Raw genomic sequence first — 17,742 nt, 5'->3', positions numbered from 1 at the left:
CGCCAACAGGCTGCGCGTTTATGCCCCGACAAGTTCTATGCGGTTGCCGTCGGGGTCGGCAATCACCGCTTCGTAAAAACCGTCCCCGGTCAGGCGCGGCGCACCGAGCAGGGTGCCGCTTGCCCGCGCCACCGCCGCCATGCTGTCGACGTTCGCTTTGCTGCCAACGTCGATAGCAATATGCGCCCAGCCGATAAACTCCGGGTACGCGGGCGCGTCGGGCAGGTCCGGCAGCGTCATCAGCTCAATCGTGGGGCCGTTATCGAGCGTAATAAAATGTGATTCAAACCCCGGACGGTTTTGACTGACATAGCGTTCGTTGCTGCGCCCGCCAAAAACCGTTTCCCAGAACTGAACCTGTGCATCAAGATGACGGGTCCAGAGTGCGACATGCGCAATATGCATAAACTCCCTCCGTGTTTGTGACTGCGGACTTTAACAGGTAAAACAGGCTACACTCTGGTTTTGAGCGCGACATGCTGAGGAAACAACAATGCACTACACACTGAAAGAAAGCGACAAGGAAAAAGCGGAAGGGTCAAACGGCGCGGGCGCTCTGCAGCAAAAACTGCTGGAGTCCCGCTCCATTGTGATCTCCGGTGAGATCAATCAGGAGCTGGCGCAGAAAGTCATCACCCAGATGATCCTGCTGCAAAGCGTGAGCAACGATCCGATCAAGCTGTATATCAACAGCCAGGGCGGCCACGTCGAAGCGGGTGATACCATCCATGACTTCATCAAGTTCATTCGCCCGGAAGTCCACGTCATCGGTACCGGTTGGGTGGCAAGCGCGGGGATCACCATCTTCCTGGCGGCGAAAAAAGAGCACCGCTACTCGCTGCCGAATACCCGCTTTATGATCCACCAGCCGCTGGGCGGCGTGCGCGGCCAGGCGACGGATATCGAGATTGAAGCGCGTGAGATCATCCGCATGCTGGATCGCGTGAACAAGCTGATCGCCGACGCCACCGGCCAGCCGCTGGAAAAAGTGAAAAAAGATACCGACCGCAACTTCTGGATGTCTCCGGCAGAAGCGCTGGACTACGGCATTGTGGGCAAATTGATTACCCATTACGACGAGCTGAAGCTCGATTAAGCACTCACGCCGTGTATGTGTCGGGTGGCGGCTTCGCCTTGCCCGACCTACATTCCCAGGCATTTTATCCTCGCTTGACCCACGACAAAGCAGCCCGTCTCGCTCTCTTCCATAATCGCGCCTGTCTACCCTCTCAATGGTGCTACCCATGGCGTATCAACTGAACCTGAACTGGCCGGAATTTCTCGAAAAATACTGGCAGAAACAACCCGTTGTGCTGAAAAATGCCTTCCCGAATTTTGTCGATCCGATTACGCCGGACGAGCTGGCCGGTCTGGCCATGGAGCCGGAGGTGGATAGCCGTCTGGTGAGCCATGCCAACGGTAAATGGCAGGCCAGCAATGGCCCGTTTGAGCATTTCGACGATCTTGGCGAAACCGGCTGGTCCCTGCTGGCGCAGGCGGTAAACCACTGGCATATGCCTGCGGCCGAGTTGGTGCGTCCGTTCCGCGTGCTGCCGGACTGGCGTCTTGATGACCTGATGATCTCCTTCTCTGTGCCGGGCGGCGGCGTGGGTCCGCACATTGACCAGTACGACGTGTTTATCATTCAGGGGATGGGCAGCCGTCGCTGGCGCGTGGGGGACAAGCTGCCGATGCGCCAGTTCTGCCCGCATCCTGCCCTGCTGCACGTCGATCCGTTTGAGCCCATCATTGATGAAGATCTGGCGCCGGGCGATATCCTCTACATTCCGCCTGGATTCCCGCATGACGGTTTCACCCACGAAACCGCGCTGAACTACTCCGTCGGTTTCCGCGGGCCAAACGGTCGCGATCTGATCAGCAGCTTTGCCGATTACGCCCTGGAAAACGATCTTGGCGGCGAGCACTACAGCGATCCGGATCTGACCTGCCGTGAGCATCCGGGCCGCGTTGAGCAGTACGAACTCGATCGCATTCGTCAGATGATGATCGACATGATCGCCAAACCCGATGATTTCACAAAGTGGTTCGGCAGCTTTGTCTCTACGCCGCGTCACGAGCTGGATATCGCTGCGGCGGAGCCACCGTACGCGCCGGAAGAGGTGCTTGATGCCCTGCAGGGCGGAGAAACGCTGTCCCGTCTGAGCGGTCTGCGCGTGCTGAACATCGGCGGACGTTTCTTTATCAACAGCGAGTTGCTGGAAACGGTGGATGCGAAAGGGGCAGATGCGCTGTGCCGCTACACCGAGCTGGGTCAGGCCGAGCTTGGCGAGGCGCTGAATAACCCGGCGTTTGTAGAAGAACTGACCGACCTGATTAACCAGGGCTACTGGTTCTTCGACGAGTAAAGCAAAGCGGCGTTTAGCCAGGCTAAACGCCGCGTCAGTTAGACCAGCATATTACAGGCTTTCCAGTAGTTCAGGAGCCGTTCATCATCACGCTCTCTTTCCGCTTTGATTTTCATAGCCTGTGCCAGATTTTCTCGTGAAACTTCATGGCCTTTTTGCACGATGTCTAATACCGCTTCACCAAGAGCCAGCGAAATTTCTGCCCGATTATTGTCAATCGTCATTAATACCTCCTCATGGGTTGCGAAAGAGTAATTATAAAAGATGGGTCAATGCGCAGGAATAATTCACATAATTCTTATTCCCCCGCTATTAAGAGTTGCGCGCTTAAGTAGCCCTGAATTTATATCCTGTCAATGTTGTTTCAAAATGCTAATAAACGCCTGGAAACCCAATTTATGGACTACAGTTAATTCCGTGCAACAGCCAAATAACCGAAACAGGAGAAACAACATGATTAATAAAAGCGAAATTAAGGATCATACTCAGGTTGTAGCCAGCTGCGGAACGCACGTCGGCGTAGTTGACCATCTGGACGGTGAGCGCATCAAGCTCTCGAAAAGCGACCCTGAATCAGGCGGCAAGCACCACTTTATTCCTCTCGGCTGGGTCGACAAGGTTGAGGATAATAAAGTCGTGCTGACCAAAAACCATAAAGAGGTTTTTGCTGAGTGGCAAGAAGCATAAAAACGCTTTGTCGCAGAGAAATATCTATTTTCGCTCCGGCTTCGTCCGGAGCGTAATAGTGTCTGCGGCCCGTGATTGCTGCCATTGCAAATGAATGGTACTGTTTTGCCTGTCTTTTCCCCGATGCAGGCACATAATTATGCTCCAGAGTGAAAATAGATCAGCGAAGCGCATTTTTTTTGTTGAGGATTTTCAGCTATTCGGCGAGCGCTACGGCATCGATTATCGTTTCCCGCAGTTAAATAATGCGCATGACCGCGGCAGCCCCGTGTTGCAGGGGAATGTGGAAGAGATGACGCTTTCGTCCGGCATTTCTCTCACCCATTCCGATGTGCGTGTATTACAGCCCTATGAAACCACCTCTCGCCACAGCAGCCCGCTCTATATGCTGGTAGTGCTGGAAGGGTGCGTAACGCTCACGATCAATGGCATCGACTACACCGTTCGCCCCGGCATGGCATTCAGCTCAAGGCTGAGTGAAGAGCAGGTGATGTGCGCGCGTCACGAAGCCGACAGCTCGTTGAAAACGCTTTCGTTTGGCGTGTACCCGCACGATGCGGGACGTGACGCCCTGCTTGAGTCGCTGCTTGTGGAATGGCACAGCCTGAATGCACCTACCTTTGTCTGGCATGTTCCTGAGTACGTTATGTCAGGCATTCAACATGCGCAGCAGCATGGAGGAAGCGCGCTCTCACGCAAGCTGTTACTGGAAGGGCTGATGTATCAGTTGCTGGGTCATGGCCTGAGCCACCGCCAGAAGCCTGGCCCGAGCCGGCCTGAGCATGCGCGCCTGGAACGCGTGCGGAGTCTGCTGGAACAGTTCCCTGAACGCGATCATACGCTGGCGCAGCTGGCAGCCCTTGCCGCCATGAGCCCAAGCAGCCTGCGCAGCAAGTTCCGTCAGCGCTACGGCTGCACGCTCTTCGACTACCTGCGCGACTGCCGCCTTGCGCTGGCGCGTCGCTATCTGCTGGAAGGCCACAGCGTGCAACAGGCGGCGTGGATGTGCGGGTATCAACATGCCACCAACTTCGCCACTGCCTTTCGCCGTCATTACGGAATTTCACCGGGTGACGTGCGTAAACTCCGCTAACGTAATTTCGCTTATCGCGCGAACGTATTCCGTGCGCTTTAGCATCGCGCATACATAACCTGGCGGCACGCATAGCCGTTTGCACTCTCAAAAAGGTAATAATTCTTATTAACAATAAGAAATATCTCTGGAGAGAGTTATGTTTGCTAAATCGCGTCTGGCACTGCTGGTGGGATGGGTTACCGGTAGCGTCGCTTTTCCGTTACTGGCGCAGGATGCGCAAAAAACAGATACCGTGGTGGTCACGTCGCAGATGCAGTCTGCGGCCACCAAGCTTGAAACGCCGGATATTGAAACCCCGCAGTCGGTCTCTATCGTCACCCGCGAGCAGTTCGAAGAGCAGGGCGCGACCAGCGTGCGTCAGGCCGTGAGCTACACGCCGGGGGTGTACAGCAACCAGATAGGTGCGTCAAACCGCTTCGACTACATCGTACTGCGCGGCTTCTCGGACGGCAGCCTGGATAACGTCTATCTCGACGGCCTGAAGATGATGGGAGACACCAACTCCCACAGCTCGCTGGTGGTTGACCCGTGGTTCCTGGACAATATCGAAGTCGTTCGCGGCCCGGCCTCCGTGCTGTATGGCCGTTCATCGCCGGGCGGAATCGTTGCGCTCACCTCCCGTAAGCCGTCGTTCGATCCGGGCGGGGAGATCAAGCTCTTCGCCGGGAACAACAATCAGCGTGGGGCGATGTTCGACGTCACCGGCCCGGTTGATGATAACGATCGCGTGGCGGTGCGTCTCAGCGGGATGACCCGCTACGCCGATTCCCAGTTCGATCCCCTGAAGGAAGAGCGTTATGCGCTGATGCCGAGCCTGACCTGGCGCATCACCGACAACACCCGTCTGGAGCTGATGGCCTACCTGCACCGGGATCCTGAAGGCGGTAGCCACTCCGGCCTGCCGTATGACGGCACCGTTGTACCGCACAGCGGTAAGAAAATATCTAATACCTTCTATGAAGGTGAAGACGATTACGACAAGTACGATCGTCGGGAAAATATGGTCGGCTATAACGTTGAGCACATGTTTGAGAGCGGTTGGTCCGTGCGCCAGAAGCTGCGCTACCTGCACACCAACGTGGAGCTGAACCAGGTGTATGCCGCAGGCTGGCTGAACGACACCGAGTTGAACCGCGGCTATTCCGGCTCCGACGAGAAGATGAACGCCATCACTCTGGATAACCAGGTTGACGGCAGCTTCGATACCAGGGCGGTGAACCACCGCGTGCTGCTCGGCATGGACTATCAGGACCGCACCAACAACGTGACCGGATATTACGGCGGCTTCCCGCCGATTGACGCCTTCCACCCGGTCTACGGCGCGAAGCCGGACTACATCACCCAGTACAGCAGGGAAAAGCACAAGCTGCGCCAGACCGGCTATTACCTGCAGGATCAGATGTCCGTTGACCGCTGGCGCCTGACGCTGGGCGGGCGTTATGACCAGGTGAGCGTGTCGAACGTCGACAACTTCAACCACACCCGCAGCGACCTGGATAAGAACAATTTCAGCAGCCGCGCGGCGCTACTGTATCTGTTTGATAACGGCGTCGCGCCGTACGTGAGCTACTCCACCGCCTTTACGCCGACCAGCTTTGCCGACGAGCAGGGCAATATTCTTGATCCCATGAAGGGCAAGCAGTGGGAAGCGGGGGTGAAGTATGAGCCGGAGGGGATGAACAGCCAGTTCAGCGCCTCGGTGTTCCGTATTAACCAGAAGAACATTGCCACCAAAGAGGAGCCGACCGATCCGTACCGTTCCATCGGTGAAATCGAGTCCGAAGGCGTTGAGCTGGAGGCGATCGGTCAGCTAACCGACAGCCTGCGCATGCAGGCGGCCTATACCTATACCGATATCCGCTACAAGAAGAGTAGCCCGGAAGAGGAGGGCAAGCGCGCCGTCTATGCCCCGCGTAACATGGCCAGCGCCTGGCTGAGCTACGACGTGAAAACCGGTCCGCTCGATGGCCTGACCGTCGGCTCCGGCGTGCGCTATGTCAACGGAATCGCCAGCGATCGCCAGAATACCCATACGCTGCCGTCGTACACGCTGGTGGATATGGTGGTGGGGTATGATCTGTCGAAAGTCGGGCTCACGGGCGTAAGCGCGCAGCTCAACGTCAATAACCTGACGGACAAGAGCTACGTGGCGGCGTGTAATTCTCTCTCTTACTGCTACTTCGGGGCAGAACGCAGCATTGTGGGCAGCGTTTCATGGACGTTCTGAGCCGCTGATTTTGCCCGGTGGCGGCTTCGCCTTACCCGGCCTACGGATTCGAGTAGGCCCGGTAAGCGCAGCGCCACCGGGCATCAGGCCGCACTACTCCTCCATGGCGATCACAATTGCCTCGCCCATTTTCTTCAGCGCATCGCGATTTTTCTCGGTCGCAGGCAACGCCACGTTGATCCGCAGGCAGTTGCGATACTTTCCGGAGGCCGAAAACAACGACCCGGCCGCCGCCTGAATTTTTAGCCTGCACAGCTGCTTACTCACACACACCATGTCCACTTTCTCCGGCAGCTCCACCCACAGCAGGAAACTTCCCTGGGGGCGCGTCACGCAAATCTCCGCCGGAAAATACTGGCGCACCCAGCAGGTGTAGGTTTCCATATTTTGCTGGTAAATCTGGCGCATACGCCGCACGTGGCGATGATAATGCCCCTCGCGGATAAACGCCGCCACTGCCATCTGGGTACCCGGCACGTTAAAACCGCCCGCGGCATATTTCATGTGCATGACCCGGTCGTAATAGCGCCCCGGCACAATCCAGCCGACGCGCAGCCCGGGCGCGACGGTTTTGGTAAAGGAACTGCACAAGATCACACGCCCATCAATGTCTATGGAGTGGATGGTACGTGGCCGCGGGTATTCCGCCGCCAGCTCGCCGTAGATGTCGTCCTCGACGATGACGATATCGTGCCGCTGAGCCAGCGTCAGCACCTGTTTCTTACGCGCCTCCGGCATGATAAATCCAAGTGGGTTATTGCAGTTCGGCACGAGGATCACTGCTTTAATCGGCCACTGCTCCAGCGCCAGCTCTAACGCCTCAACGCTGATGCCCGTCTCGGGATCGGTCGGAATTTCAATCGCCTTGATATCAAACCCGCGCAGCATCTGCATGGTGCCGTGAAACGACGGTGACTCCACCGCCACGATATCGCCCGGCTTGCACACCGACAGCAGGGCGATGGATAGCGCCCCGTGGCAGCCGTTGGTGATCACAATTTCGTTCGCCGCCACGGTCGAACCGCCGTCCAGCATCAGGCGCGCTATCTGCTCGCGCAGCTCCAGTCGCCCGTCGAGCACGTCATAGCTCAGCATCTCCCCCGGATTATGCTGCGCAATGCGGCTCATCTCGCGCCACAGCGGTTTCAGGCTCGGCTGGGTGATGTCCGGCGAACCGCCGCCAAAGGAGATCATCTCTTTGTCGGCGCGGGCATCCAGCAGCATCATCACCTCATCCCACTGGGTGACGTCAACCGGGCGCTGCACCGGGCGCGTCATCGCTGGAACCGGCGGCTGGGCTTTGCGCGGCGAGACAAAATAGCCGGAGCGCGGTTGAGGGGTGATGAGCTGGAGGTTTTCAAGGATTTGGTAGGCCTGCTGTATGGTACTGATGCTCACGCCGTGCTCCTGGCTCAGCGCACGTACCGAGGGCAGACGTTCACCGCTACGATACAGCCCTTGTTGAATGCGTTCTGCCAGGAGATTGGCGAGATGTTGGTAACGGGTCATGCTGTATCCTCAGTGTTCACCATACAGATAATAAAACCAGTACAGATTGCAGCAAAAAACGCCATGCAGATACCGTTCTAACGGATCTGTATGTTAAAGAAAAGGTATTTTTGAGTCTGTATTGTTAATGGTGATCTCCGCGATGATATCTCCACTGGCACAGCGAGGAGAGCATCATGGAATTCTTTGAGAATCGTTCGAAACGTCCGTTTATCCTGTTTATCTGGATCGGTAAAACGCTTTGCAACTGGTATCGCATCAACCGTACCCGCCGCATTCTCAGTCAGATGAGTGACGAGCAGCTCAAAGACGTTGGGCTGTCACGGCATGACGTGTGAGGCATCTCTCACCCGGTGGCGCTACGCTTACCGGGCCTGCTCGAACATGTAGGCCGGGTCAGGCGCAGCCGCCACCCGGCGATTTCAGCTCAACAGCGCAAGCGTCTGCCGTTTCGGCCTTTCCAGTAAATCCAGCGCCTCCTGATACGTCCGCACGTTGTTATAGCCCATCACCAGCCCGTAACGTTTGCCCGACCCGCGATACCACTCGGAGAGCGCATTGACCTGCAGCTGCTGTTCCTGCCAGCAGCGCGCGATCTCCCGGTCGCAGCTTCCCTTCGTCAGAAACGCCACGATATGCATTCCGCCGTCGTTTTGCTCGGTGAAAAACCGGTCGCCATACACCTCTCGCAGGGCGGCAATCATCCACTCCCGGCGGGTCTGGTACAGCGTACGCATTTTCTTGAGATGCCGGAAAAAATGCCCCTCGTTCAGAAACGCGGTGAGGATCTTTTGCGTCAGCACGGGCTGGCCGCTGGTGACGATGTCTGCGCAGTCGGTAAAGGCGTCGACGGTGCTGGCGGGCATCACCAGGTAGCCCAGGCGCAGGGAGGGCATAATGGTCTTGCTGAAGGTTCCCATAAAGATCACCCGGTCGTGATGGTCGAGGCTTTTCAGCGAGGGCAGTACCTTGCGGGTGTAGTGAAATTCGCCGTCGTAATCGTCCTCAATAATCCAGGCTTCGTTCTGGCTCGCCCAGTCCAGCAGCTGCTGTTTGCGCGGCAAAGAGAGAGTTACCGCCAGCGGGCTTTGATGCGAGGGCGTAACGAGGGCAAAGCGCGCATCGCGATGGTTACGCAGCAGGTAATCGATATCCATGCCCGCGCGGTCGACCGGCACGGTGTGCAGGCGCGGCACAATGCGCTTGAGCAGCTGCTGTCCCATAAAATAGCCGGGATCTTCAAACACCACTTTGTCGCTGCGGCTGGCGAGGGTATCGAGGATCAAGCGCAGGCTGCCGCTGTAGCCGCTGGTGATCAGCACCTGCTCCGGCGTGCAGGCCAGCCCGCGTGAGATATTCAGATAGCGGGCAATGGCCTCACGCAGCGGATACCAGCCCAGCACGGGCGGGCTGAGCATCTCCTCCTGACGCATTGAGCGCGTCGCCTGGCCCGAGAGCAGCAGCCATTTTTTATAGGGGAAGCTGTCAAGAGAGGGGATGCCGGGGCGCAGAAAACCGGCGCGCTCGCGCTGGGTAATCAGCGATTCCGGCAGCGTGCCGGTGGTCTTTTCGGCAGGCGCATTTTTAGCGGGCAGCAGAAGATCCGGATTCACTTTCGTGCCGCGCGCGCCCTGGCTCACCAGATAGCCTTCGCCGATGAGAATGGCGTAGGCCGTTTCGACGGTTTTGCGTGCCACCTTCATCTCTTCGGCCAGCACGCGGATGGCGGGGACCTTATCGCCGGGTTTAAGTACGCCGCGCGTGATGTTGTCGCGATAGCGGGTATAGATATCGTGATAGCCCGGTTTCATGTCCTACCTCGTTTTGCAGGTTTTGTACCTTTTTACTATGTCATGTTGCGGATACATTTACCTCACCGCATGACCTGTGCCGCACAAAATGAGGAAAGACAATGAGCACCCGCGTAAACCACCACAAAGCAACACCTGCCCTCGCCAACGCCCTGTCCGCCCTGAGCATGGAAGTGGCGAAAACCTCCATCGACCCGGCGCTCAAGCACCTGATCGACATTCGCGTGTCGCAGCTTAACGGCTGTACTTTCTGCCTGGATATGCACTCGAAAGAGGCCAAAATCGCCGGCGAGCGCGAGCTGCGCCTGTACCATCTGGCGGCGTGGCGTGAGTCTCCATTGTTCAGCGCCCGCGAGAAAGCGGCGCTGGCCTTCACCGAAGCGTTAACGCAGCCTGGCGTGCATGGCGTGAGCGACGCGCTGTACCGCAGCGTGGCCGAGCATTTCTCAGACGTGGAGATTTCAGAGCTGAACTTCGCCATCGTGGCGATCAACGCCTGGAACCGTCTGGGTATCACCTCCCGCATGGAGCCAGGCTCGCTGGATGTGGCCTACGGGCTGAATAAAGCTAACCTGGAATAACCCCGCGCTCGCGGATCATCGCCACCAGCGCCCGTAACCCTGGCGGGACGTGGCGATGACCAGGATAGTAAAGGCGCAGCCCGGCAAACGGCTGCGTCCAGTCATTTAAAACGCTCACCAGTTCCCCGCTTTTTAGCTCATCCTGAATATAAAGTTCCGGTAAAAAGCCGACGCCAAGCCCGGCTTTTACCGCCGCGATCGACGCAAAAAGATCCGACGTCGCAAAGCGCGGCGGCACCGCCAGAGTGCAGGTCTCACCGCGACGTGCCAGCTCCCAGCGGTAGATCCCCCCGTGGGACATACGCATGCCAATCCCCTGATGTTGCAGAAGATCGTCCGGCGTTTGGGGGATCTCGTGCTGCGCGAAATAGCCCGGCGTGGCGGTAACGAGCTGGCGGATATCGGCCGTCAGCGGCACGGCGATCATGTCCTGCGGCACGGACTCCTGGAGGCGGATCCCGGCGTCATAGCCTTCGGCGACGATGTCGATCATTCGCGCTTCGCTCACCGTCTCCACCCGCATCTTCGGGTAGCGGATCATAAAGTCGATCAGCAACCGATCCAGAAACAGCGTGCCGATATGGTTCGGTACGTTCAGGCGCAGCGTGCCGGCAGGTTCTCCGGTATCGCTGTGGATCTCCTCGCTGGCCTGGCGAATTTCCTGCAATGCCGGGCCAATGCGCGCCACATAGCGCTGCCCGACGTCGGTAAGCGCCACGCTGCGGGTGGTGCGGTTAAAGAGGCGGGTATCAAGACGGCTCTCCAGCCCGGCGACGGCGTTACTCACCGCCGTGGCGGACATCCCCAACTCCTGCGCCGCGCCGCGAAAGCTGCCGCGGCGCACGACGGCCATAACCACTTCCAGTTCGGTCAAACCTGAACGATGCATAGATTATCCTGAAAATCGAAACAACCCTTGCAGCATAGCGTGGATTATCGCAACGGCGTAGTCGTGCCAGACTGTGTTTATCCAGCCTGAGGAGGTTTATATGCACAACATCGAACAGATTTTTATCAACGGTGAGTTTGTTATCCCGCACGGTACCGAGCGTTTTGATTTGTACAATCCCGCCACGGCGCGGGTTATCGGCCAGGTGCGTCTGGCGGATGAGGTCGATGGCGAACGCGCCATTGCAGCTGCCAAAGCTGCTTTTCCGGCGTGGTCGCAAACGTCCAAAGCGGAACGCATCGCGGCGCTAAAACGGATGCATGCCGCCGTAGTGGCCCGTCATGACGAACTGCTTGAGGCCGTTATTGAGGAGTATGGCGCACCCGCGTCGCGCTCGGCGTGGATGGCCAGCTATCCGGCGGAGGTCATCGCCCAGGCCATTGCGGCGCTGGAGGCGTTCGAATTTACCTCTGCCGCGGGCGCCGCGACGGTACAGATGGTGCCGCTTGGCGTGGCGGGGCTTATCACGCCGTGGAACAGCGACGCTGGCTTTATCTGCGGCAAGCTGGCCGTTGCGCTGGCGGCAGGCTGTACGGCGGTGATCAAGCCGAGCGAAATGAGCGCGCTGCAAACCCGGGTCATCACCGAGGCGCTGGCTGATGCCGCCCTGCCGCCGGGGGTGTTTAACATCGTCACCGGGCGCGGCGACAGGGTCGGTGAAACCCTCAGCCGCCATCCCGATGTGGCAAAAATCTCGTTTACCGGTTCGACGGCGACAGGTAAGGCGATCCTGCGTAACGCCGCAGAAAGCTTTAAGCGCGTCACCCTGGAGTTAGGCGGCAAATCCCCGACGATCCTGCTGGAGGATGTCGATCTTACCAACGCGATCCCGCTGGTGGTGCAGGCCGGGTTTATGAACAGCGGACAGGCCTGCGTGGCGGGCACGCGCATTCTGGTGCCCCAGTCGCGCAAAGCGGAAATCGAAACCGCGCTGGCCGACGCGGTGGCGGCGGTGAAATCCGGCGATCCGCGCGATAACGCCACGGAAATCGGCCCGATGGTCAGCGAAAAGCAGTGGCAGCGGGTGCAGAGCTATATTCGTAAAGGCATCGACGAGGGGGCACGCCTGCTGGCGGGCGGTGAAGGTCGCCCGGAAGATACGCAGGACGGCTGGTTTGTGCGCCCGACGCTGTTTGCGGACGTGAATAATCAGATGGCGATTGCCCGTGACGAGATTTTCGGCCCGGTGCTGTGCGTCATCCCTTATCGCGATGAGGCAGAGGCCGTCGCCATTGCTAACGATACCGACTATGGCCTGAGCGCGATGGTGCTGGGCGGCGATGTGGCGCGTGCGCACCGCGTGGCACAGCAGATCGTTTCCGGTCGGGTGCTGGTAAACACCCTTGCCCATGAACCGAAAGCACCGTTCGGCGGGTTCAAACACTCAGGTGTTGGGCGCGAGATGGGCGACTGGGGAATTCGCGCGTTTATGGAACCCAGGTCGGTTGTGGGCTAAACCCTGCCCGGTGGCGCAGCCGCCCCGCTTGCCGGGGCGTTACGTGCCGGGTTCACTCTTCAAACATGCTTTCAAAGGTTTTCGTCGGTAAGAAGAGCGTGAATTCATTCTCGGCCAGAAGCGGTATGAACCCCAGTTTGAGGTAAAAATTTCTGGCTGTATCGTTCAGCGCTTCAACAAACAGACCATGAATGCCGACGGCAAAGGAGGCCAAATAGACGGTCTTCATAGCATGGGTGACAAGTAACTCACCAAAACCTTGCCCCTGAATGCGTTTATCAATAGCCAGACGCCCTAAGGTTACGCTCGGCACATTTTTATAAGGAATGCGCTTCTGCTGAGTTTTAGAGGGCAGGTAAGCTTTTTCAAAGCAACTCCCGGAGAGCGTGTAATAACCCAGAACTCGCGGGTTTTCCTCGCGGGTCGTGAGCACGTAGGCACGCAAAAACTTCCCGCGATGCTGGCGTTTAAGGTGTTCTGCAAGGAAGGTGTTAAGGCTTACTTCTCCGCAATCGAACTGGCTCAGGTCGTACTCAACGTCTTCTGAAAAAATCCCTATCTTCACATCGTTCACGTATTACTCCATATCCTGGAGACGCTTCGCCGCGCGTTTCAGGCGGTCATTTGGTGCCGGCGGGTTGCTGATGGCCTCCATTACCGTATTCCAGGAGGCTTCATTAAGGATCATGCGACGGTGTCGATCGATAACTTCCGCAGCGCGTTCAGAAGCCGTGCTGACCATGAACTGCGAAATTGACTGGTTGGTCATTGCTGCAGCTTCTTCGATCAGGCTTTTATCGTCTTCGCTTAACCTCAGATCGATGCGCTGTTTCTTCAGTGCTGTCATGATGTGCTTCTCAATTGTTTTTCAGCTTCATTTGAATTGTACGGTATTAATCCGTACATTTATGATAGGTGTGCCTTCAACATAATTCAATGAGAAATTCAGCGTAGCGCCCTCCGGCACAACACTTCGCTCTTTACCGAGTGGTGGTAACGGCTTCGGGAAACGTTGCCATTAAGAGACTGTTTAGCCGTTAATAAAAGCCCGGTGGCGCTGCGCTTACCGGGCCTGTGGGTATGTCACCTCTGGCAGTGCCTTTCGCAATTCCTGCTCTTTTGTCCATCGTTTCTTGATACTTACCCTGATAACCATTATCCTGAGTGCGTACTATGAGAGGACTCCCCATGAGTGAAGACGAACTGTTTAGCCGCCGGCCAATGGGCATGCGGATGGCGATGGTCGTGCGCCAGTGGCGTGCGGTGATCGACGATGCCATTCTCGATACCGGGTTAACCCAGTCGAGCTGGACGGTGATGATGCAGCTGCAACAGCTTGGGGATAACGTCTCGGTAAGCGAGCTGGCGGAGGTGCAGGGTATCGAACTGCCGCCGCTGATGCGCACCCTGACACAGCTTGAAAAGCAGGGCTACCTGCTGCGCACCGTATCGCCTTACGACAAGCGTATCCGGCTGCTAACGCTGACGCCCGAAGGGAAGAGCGTTCTTGAAACGCTGACTCAGGTTATTGAGAACTTTCAGGCTCGCGTCTCGCACAATATCGCGCCGGAACATATCGCCATTTTCAGCGCCACGTTGAATCAAATCGCCTGCAATTTGCGGACTATCCGCGAAGAAGATAACAAGACCGAAAAATAATGACTCCTGAACAAAAGTTTGCCCGCTGGGTAAGGGTAAGTATTGCCTCTTTCCTGCTGATGTTTGTCTACTTTATCGTGGCGGATATCTGGATCCCGCTGACGCCGGACTCCACCGTGATGCGCGTGGTGACGCCGGTCTCTGCGCGCGTCTCCGGCTACGTCGCGGCGGTACACGTGCACAACAACAGCCAGGTTAAAAAAGGCGACCTGCTGTTTGAGCTGGACGACACGCCGTTTCGTAACAAAGTGGAAGCGGCGCAAATCGCGCTGGAGCAGGCCCGCCTGTCCAACGAACAGCTGGATGCGCAGATCGCTGCCGCCCAGGCCAGCCTGAAAACTGCGGTGCTGACCGCGCGTAACGACAAAGTGACGTTTGACCGCTATCAGAAGCTGAGCGCGCTGCAGAACGTCTCGCAGTCTGACCTCGACAAGGTGCGCACTGCCTGGCAGAGCAGCGAGCAGTCCGTCAGTTCGCTTCAGGCCAACATCCGTAACCTGCGCATTCAGCGCGGCGAGCGCGATGAACACCGTAACGTGACGCTGCAAAAATACCGCAACGCGCTGGACGATGCCGAGCTGAACCTCGGCTGGACGAAGGTCTATGCTGAAGCGGACGGCACGGTGAGTAACCTGCAGCTCAGCCCCGGATTTTATGCCTCCTCCGGCTCTGCCGCGCTGGCGCTGGTGAACAACCAGACCGATATCGTGGCCGATTTCCGCGAGAAGAGCCTGCGTCATACCCATCAGGGAACCGACGCCGCCGTGGTGTTCGACGCCTTTCCGGGGCAGGTTTTCCGCGCCCACGTGACCAGCAGCGATGCCGGGATCCTCGCCGGGCAGGAAGCGGTAAACGGCGAGCTGTCCCAGCCGGAGACCTCTAACCGCTGGGTACGTGACGCGCAGCGTATGCGCATCCACGTGGCGCTGGATGAAGCGCTGCCGAAGCACCTGCCGACCGGCGCTCGTGCCACGGTGCAGTTGTACAACAGCGAAGGGCCGTTCGCGCGCTTCTTCTCCGGGATGCAGATCCACCTGGTGAGCCTGCTGCACTATGTCTATTAACACCCTGGCGAGGGTCTTTACCCCGCACGGCAATATCGTTTACACGGCCAACGACTTTCGCCAGACCCTGCGCATCGTCTTTGCCGGGATGATTGCCCTCAGCGTGTCGAGCTTCTACAACACCAGCTACGGCGTGTTCTTCGTGGTCTACCCGATTATGCTGCTGTCGCTGGTACCGGTGTTCAACCGCCACGTGGCAAAGCAGTTTGTCTTTAGCGCCGCGCTGAACTGCGTTGAAATGGTGATTATCATCGGCTTTTTGTCGCAGTGGCCGGTGATCATGACGCTGGTGGTCTTTGCCCTGTACGTGATGCGCTTTCGCTTTATGAGCAAGGGGCCGCTGTTTCTGTTCGGCTCCATGGGCGTGGTGTGCCAGAGCGTGATGCTCAACTTTATGAGCTTCCCGACGACCAACTGGCACACGCTGTTATTCTCCAACATCGAAGCGAGCGTGATGGCGGTGTGCCTGAGTGCGCTGATGAACTACCTGCTGCCGGACGTCGAACCCCGCAAGCCGCCGCCGCTGATTGAGAAAGACGATGCCCGGGTGCGGCACGAGTCGTTGCTTTCCGGGACGGTCGCCACGCTGATCTTTGTGGTGTTCCAGATAAGCGACCTGAGTGATTCGCTCTCGGCGCTGATGGCGGGTGTGCTGATCCTGTTCCCGATGCACTATCGCGGCGCGGTGATGAGCTCGGTCTGGCGCGTGGTCGGCGTGGTGCTGGGCTGCCTGTATATCCTGGTGGTGCAGCTTATCCTCTACGATCACAGCAGCCACATGCTGCTGATGATGCCGTTGATTGGCCTCGGGCTGGCGTTTGGCGCGCGGCTGCACGTCATGGAGAAGGTCGGGGCGGGCGTCGGCTTTGCCAGCATCACCACCATCGGCATTATGTTCGGGCAGAACATGCACCCGGACAGCGACCTGGTGTTCAGCGATTTATACCGCATCACGTCGGTCACCTTCGCGCTGGTGACCACGCTGACGCTGGTCTTTCTGGTGCACCGGGTCCTGAACTGTTTTGCTCCGACGCGCTACGTTATCGCGCCGCCGAAAGCAGAGTAGTGCGCAAGCAGGCTGGGCAACTGCGAGAGTAAAAACAGGATCAGCCCAATCGTCCCGCCTACCAGCGTGCCGTTGACGCGGATAAACTGCAGGTCTTTGCCGATGTTCAGTTCAATCTGGCGCGACATATCTTTGGCGTCCCAGCTTTTCACCGTGTCGCTGATATGGCGCGTGAGGAACGCGGCGAAGTCCGGCGCGACGCGGTGCGCGGCCTGCTCCAGATGCTCGTTCAGCGACGCGCGCAGGCTGGCATCGGCGTTCAGCGTTTCGCCAAACCACAGCCCGGCGTTGGCGATGCGCTGCTTCACGCGGGAGTCTTCACTGTGCATATCCGCTTTCAGCCATTCGCGCAGGTCGGCCCACATCTCGCCCAGATAGCGGTTAAACGCCTCGTCATTCTTCAGGTAATGCTTGATGTTGTCGGCTTTCGCCGCCATGTCCGGATCGTTTTTCAGGTTGTCGATAAACTTGAGCGTGGCGCGGTCAAACGCCTGACGGATCTGGTGCGTGCGGTCGTGGCTGATGTCATCCAGCAGGGTATTCACCGCGTTCGATACCATCTCCGCGCTCTGGTCGCCCAGCCACTCCGTCGGTAGCACCATCGCTTTGCGCGGATGTTCGGTTTTGAGCCAGTGGACAATCTGACTGGCGATGAAGTCCCGCGTGCTTTCCCGCTGAATCAAGGTAATCAGACGGTTGATGATCGCATCCAACAGCACCTGATGGCGGTTGTTTTTGGTCATGCTTTCCAGCATGACGGCGCTGGTTTCGGTGAAATCGACCTTGTCGAGCGCCTTATGCACGGCGCGTTTCAGCAGCCGCTGAATACGCCCGTCATCGGTAAGTTCCAGAAAACCGCTCATGACCTGAATCAGGTGCTGCCCGACGCGCTGGGCGTTGTCCGGTTGACTGAACCAGGTGCCAATCATCTGAGCCGGTTCATAGCGGCGGATTAAGTCCACCAGGGATTGCGTATCGAGGAATTTTTCCTGAACAAACTGACCCAGATTTTCGCCGATCCGATCTTTATTGCGCGGAATGATCGCCGTATGGCGCGCGATAAACGGAATGGGCACCCGGCGGAACAGGGCAACCACGGCAAACCAGTCTGCCAGCGCGCCCACCATTGCGGCCTCGGCGATGGCCTTGATGCCGCGCACCCAGAAGGTCTGCGGTAGAAACAGCGTGGTAATAAACGCCGCGGCAGCAATCAGCAGCAGCGACAGCGCCAGCAGCTTGGCGCGTTTGAGTTCGGCTAATTTTTCCATGGC

Annotated in this window: 19 protein-coding genes; 11 read left to right on the top strand and 8 right to left on the bottom strand. The window is 57.9% G+C overall.

The annotated features are described in order from the left end of the window. Positions 1-18: 18 nt before the first annotated feature. Entirely contained in the window at positions 19-405 is a 387-nt protein-coding gene (locus I6L58_RS09670; RefSeq protein WP_088208789.1) for a VOC family protein, read from the bottom strand. 88 nt (positions 406-493) lie between these two features. On the opposite strand from I6L58_RS09670, the gene I6L58_RS09665 reads away from it, so the two are divergent. Both I6L58_RS09665 and I6L58_RS09660 read left to right on the top strand, forming a co-directional pair. Beyond that, complete coding sequence (locus I6L58_RS09665; RefSeq protein ID WP_024909504.1) at positions 494-1,096, top strand: ATP-dependent Clp protease proteolytic subunit; 603 nt, start codon at positions 494-496, stop codon at positions 1,094-1,096. 148 nt (positions 1,097-1,244) lie between these two features. Continuing rightward, positions 1,245-2,366: a ribosomal protein uL16 3-hydroxylase gene (locus I6L58_RS09660; RefSeq protein ID WP_042319342.1), complete on the top strand. Its 1,122-nt coding sequence runs from the start codon at positions 1,245-1,247 to the stop codon at positions 2,364-2,366. 38 nt (positions 2,367-2,404) lie between these two features. On the opposite strand, the gene I6L58_RS09655 is transcribed toward I6L58_RS09660, so the two are convergent. Next, on the bottom strand, positions 2,405-2,590 hold the full coding sequence (locus I6L58_RS09655) for a hypothetical protein (RefSeq protein WP_006174165.1): 186 nt from the start codon (positions 2,588-2,590) through the stop codon (positions 2,405-2,407). Between the two features lie 229 nt (positions 2,591-2,819). On the opposite strand from I6L58_RS09655, the gene I6L58_RS09650 reads away from it, so the two are divergent. The 3 genes from I6L58_RS09650 (at position 2,820) to foxA (ending at position 6,376) form a co-directional block, all read left to right on the top strand. Next, a complete protein-coding gene (locus I6L58_RS09650) occupies positions 2,820-3,053 on the top strand; it encodes a DUF2171 domain-containing protein (protein WP_006174163.1) in 234 nt (77 codons plus the stop codon). 139 nt (positions 3,054-3,192) lie between these two features. After that, positions 3,193-4,146: a helix-turn-helix transcriptional regulator gene (locus tag I6L58_RS09645; protein ID WP_088208790.1), complete on the top strand. Its 954-nt coding sequence runs from the start codon at positions 3,193-3,195 to the stop codon at positions 4,144-4,146. 121 nt (positions 4,147-4,267) lie between these two features. Further along, positions 4,268-6,376 (top strand): ferrioxamine B receptor FoxA, encoded by a 2,109-nt coding sequence (gene foxA / locus I6L58_RS09640; RefSeq protein ID WP_140418813.1) that lies wholly within the window; start codon positions 4,268-4,270, stop codon positions 6,374-6,376. Positions 6,377-6,469: 93 nt separating this feature from the next. Here the strand turns inward: foxA and I6L58_RS09635 are convergent, their stop codons facing one another. Continuing rightward, positions 6,470-7,885 carry an aminotransferase-like domain-containing protein gene (locus I6L58_RS09635; protein ID WP_088208792.1) on the bottom strand — a complete coding sequence of 472 codons (1,416 nt, stop codon included), beginning with the start codon at positions 7,883-7,885 and terminating at the stop codon, positions 6,470-6,472. A gap of 176 nt (positions 7,886-8,061) precedes the next feature. On the opposite strand from I6L58_RS09635, the gene I6L58_RS09630 reads away from it, so the two are divergent. After that, positions 8,062-8,223, top strand: coding sequence for a DUF1127 domain-containing protein (locus tag I6L58_RS09630; RefSeq protein ID WP_058609595.1), 162 nt, complete (start codon positions 8,062-8,064; stop codon positions 8,221-8,223). Positions 8,224-8,307: 84 nt separating this feature from the next. Here the strand turns inward: I6L58_RS09630 and pdxR are convergent, their stop codons facing one another. Next, positions 8,308-9,696: a MocR-like pyridoxine biosynthesis transcription factor PdxR gene (gene pdxR, locus I6L58_RS09625; RefSeq protein WP_088208793.1), complete on the bottom strand. Its 1,389-nt coding sequence runs from the start codon at positions 9,694-9,696 to the stop codon at positions 8,308-8,310. Positions 9,697-9,797: 101 nt separating this feature from the next. On the opposite strand from pdxR, the gene I6L58_RS09620 reads away from it, so the two are divergent. Further along, a complete protein-coding gene (locus I6L58_RS09620; protein ID WP_006174154.1) occupies positions 9,798-10,277 on the top strand; it encodes a carboxymuconolactone decarboxylase family protein in 480 nt (159 codons plus the stop codon). Here the strand turns inward: I6L58_RS09620 and I6L58_RS09615 are convergent. Beyond that, on the bottom strand, positions 10,264-11,166 hold the full coding sequence (locus I6L58_RS09615; protein ID WP_088208794.1) for a LysR family transcriptional regulator: 903 nt from the start codon (positions 11,164-11,166) through the stop codon (positions 10,264-10,266). The two genes, I6L58_RS09620 and I6L58_RS09615, sit on opposite strands and share 14 nt — an antisense overlap. Before the next feature lie 100 nt (positions 11,167-11,266). Between I6L58_RS09615 and I6L58_RS09610 the strand changes: the two genes are divergently transcribed. After that, complete coding sequence (locus tag I6L58_RS09610) at positions 11,267-12,682, top strand: aldehyde dehydrogenase family protein (RefSeq protein ID WP_088208795.1); 1,416 nt, start codon at positions 11,267-11,269, stop codon at positions 12,680-12,682. Between the two features lie 52 nt (positions 12,683-12,734). On the opposite strand, the gene I6L58_RS09605 is transcribed toward I6L58_RS09610, so the two are convergent. Continuing rightward, on the bottom strand, positions 12,735-13,256 hold the full coding sequence (locus I6L58_RS09605; protein ID WP_006174149.1) for a GNAT family N-acetyltransferase: 522 nt from the start codon (positions 13,254-13,256) through the stop codon (positions 12,735-12,737). 3 nt (positions 13,257-13,259) lie between these two features. Further along, a complete protein-coding gene (locus tag I6L58_RS09600; protein WP_006174147.1) occupies positions 13,260-13,529 on the bottom strand; it encodes a type II toxin-antitoxin system TacA family antitoxin in 270 nt (89 codons plus the stop codon). A gap of 341 nt (positions 13,530-13,870) precedes the next feature. Between I6L58_RS09600 and I6L58_RS09595 the strand changes: the two genes are divergently transcribed. Genes I6L58_RS09595 through I6L58_RS09585 form a run of 3 tightly spaced genes read left to right on the top strand, consistent with a single transcriptional unit; the run spans position 13,871 to position 16,471 of the window. After that, positions 13,871-14,341, top strand: a complete 471-nt coding sequence (locus I6L58_RS09595) for a MarR family winged helix-turn-helix transcriptional regulator (protein ID WP_058609602.1) — start codon at positions 13,871-13,873, stop codon at positions 14,339-14,341. Further along, the gene (locus I6L58_RS09590; protein WP_088208796.1) at positions 14,338-15,405 is read left to right on the top strand and encodes an HlyD family secretion protein; all 1,068 of its coding nucleotides are present in this window, start codon (positions 14,338-14,340) and stop codon (positions 15,403-15,405) included. The genes I6L58_RS09595 and I6L58_RS09590 overlap by 4 nt, the downstream gene beginning before the upstream one ends. Then, entirely contained in the window at positions 15,395-16,471 is a 1,077-nt protein-coding gene (locus tag I6L58_RS09585; RefSeq protein ID WP_088208797.1) for a DUF2955 domain-containing protein, read from the top strand. Before I6L58_RS09590 ends, I6L58_RS09585 begins: the two co-directional genes overlap by 11 nt. Here I6L58_RS09585 and I6L58_RS09580 read toward each other — a convergent pair. After that, positions 16,441-17,739 carry a DUF445 domain-containing protein gene (locus I6L58_RS09580; protein ID WP_088208798.1) on the bottom strand — a complete coding sequence of 433 codons (1,299 nt, stop codon included), beginning with the start codon at positions 17,737-17,739 and terminating at the stop codon, positions 16,441-16,443. The genes I6L58_RS09585 and I6L58_RS09580 overlap by 31 nt on opposite strands. Positions 17,740-17,742: the final 3 nt, after the last annotated feature.

Origin of the sequence: Enterobacter cancerogenus (assembly GCF_019047785.1) — a bacterium.
GTDB classification, from domain to species: domain Bacteria; phylum Pseudomonadota; class Gammaproteobacteria; order Enterobacterales; family Enterobacteriaceae; genus Enterobacter; species Enterobacter cancerogenus.
Note: the sequence above shows the minus strand (reverse complement) of the source record. Positions and strands in the feature narration are given on the sequence as shown.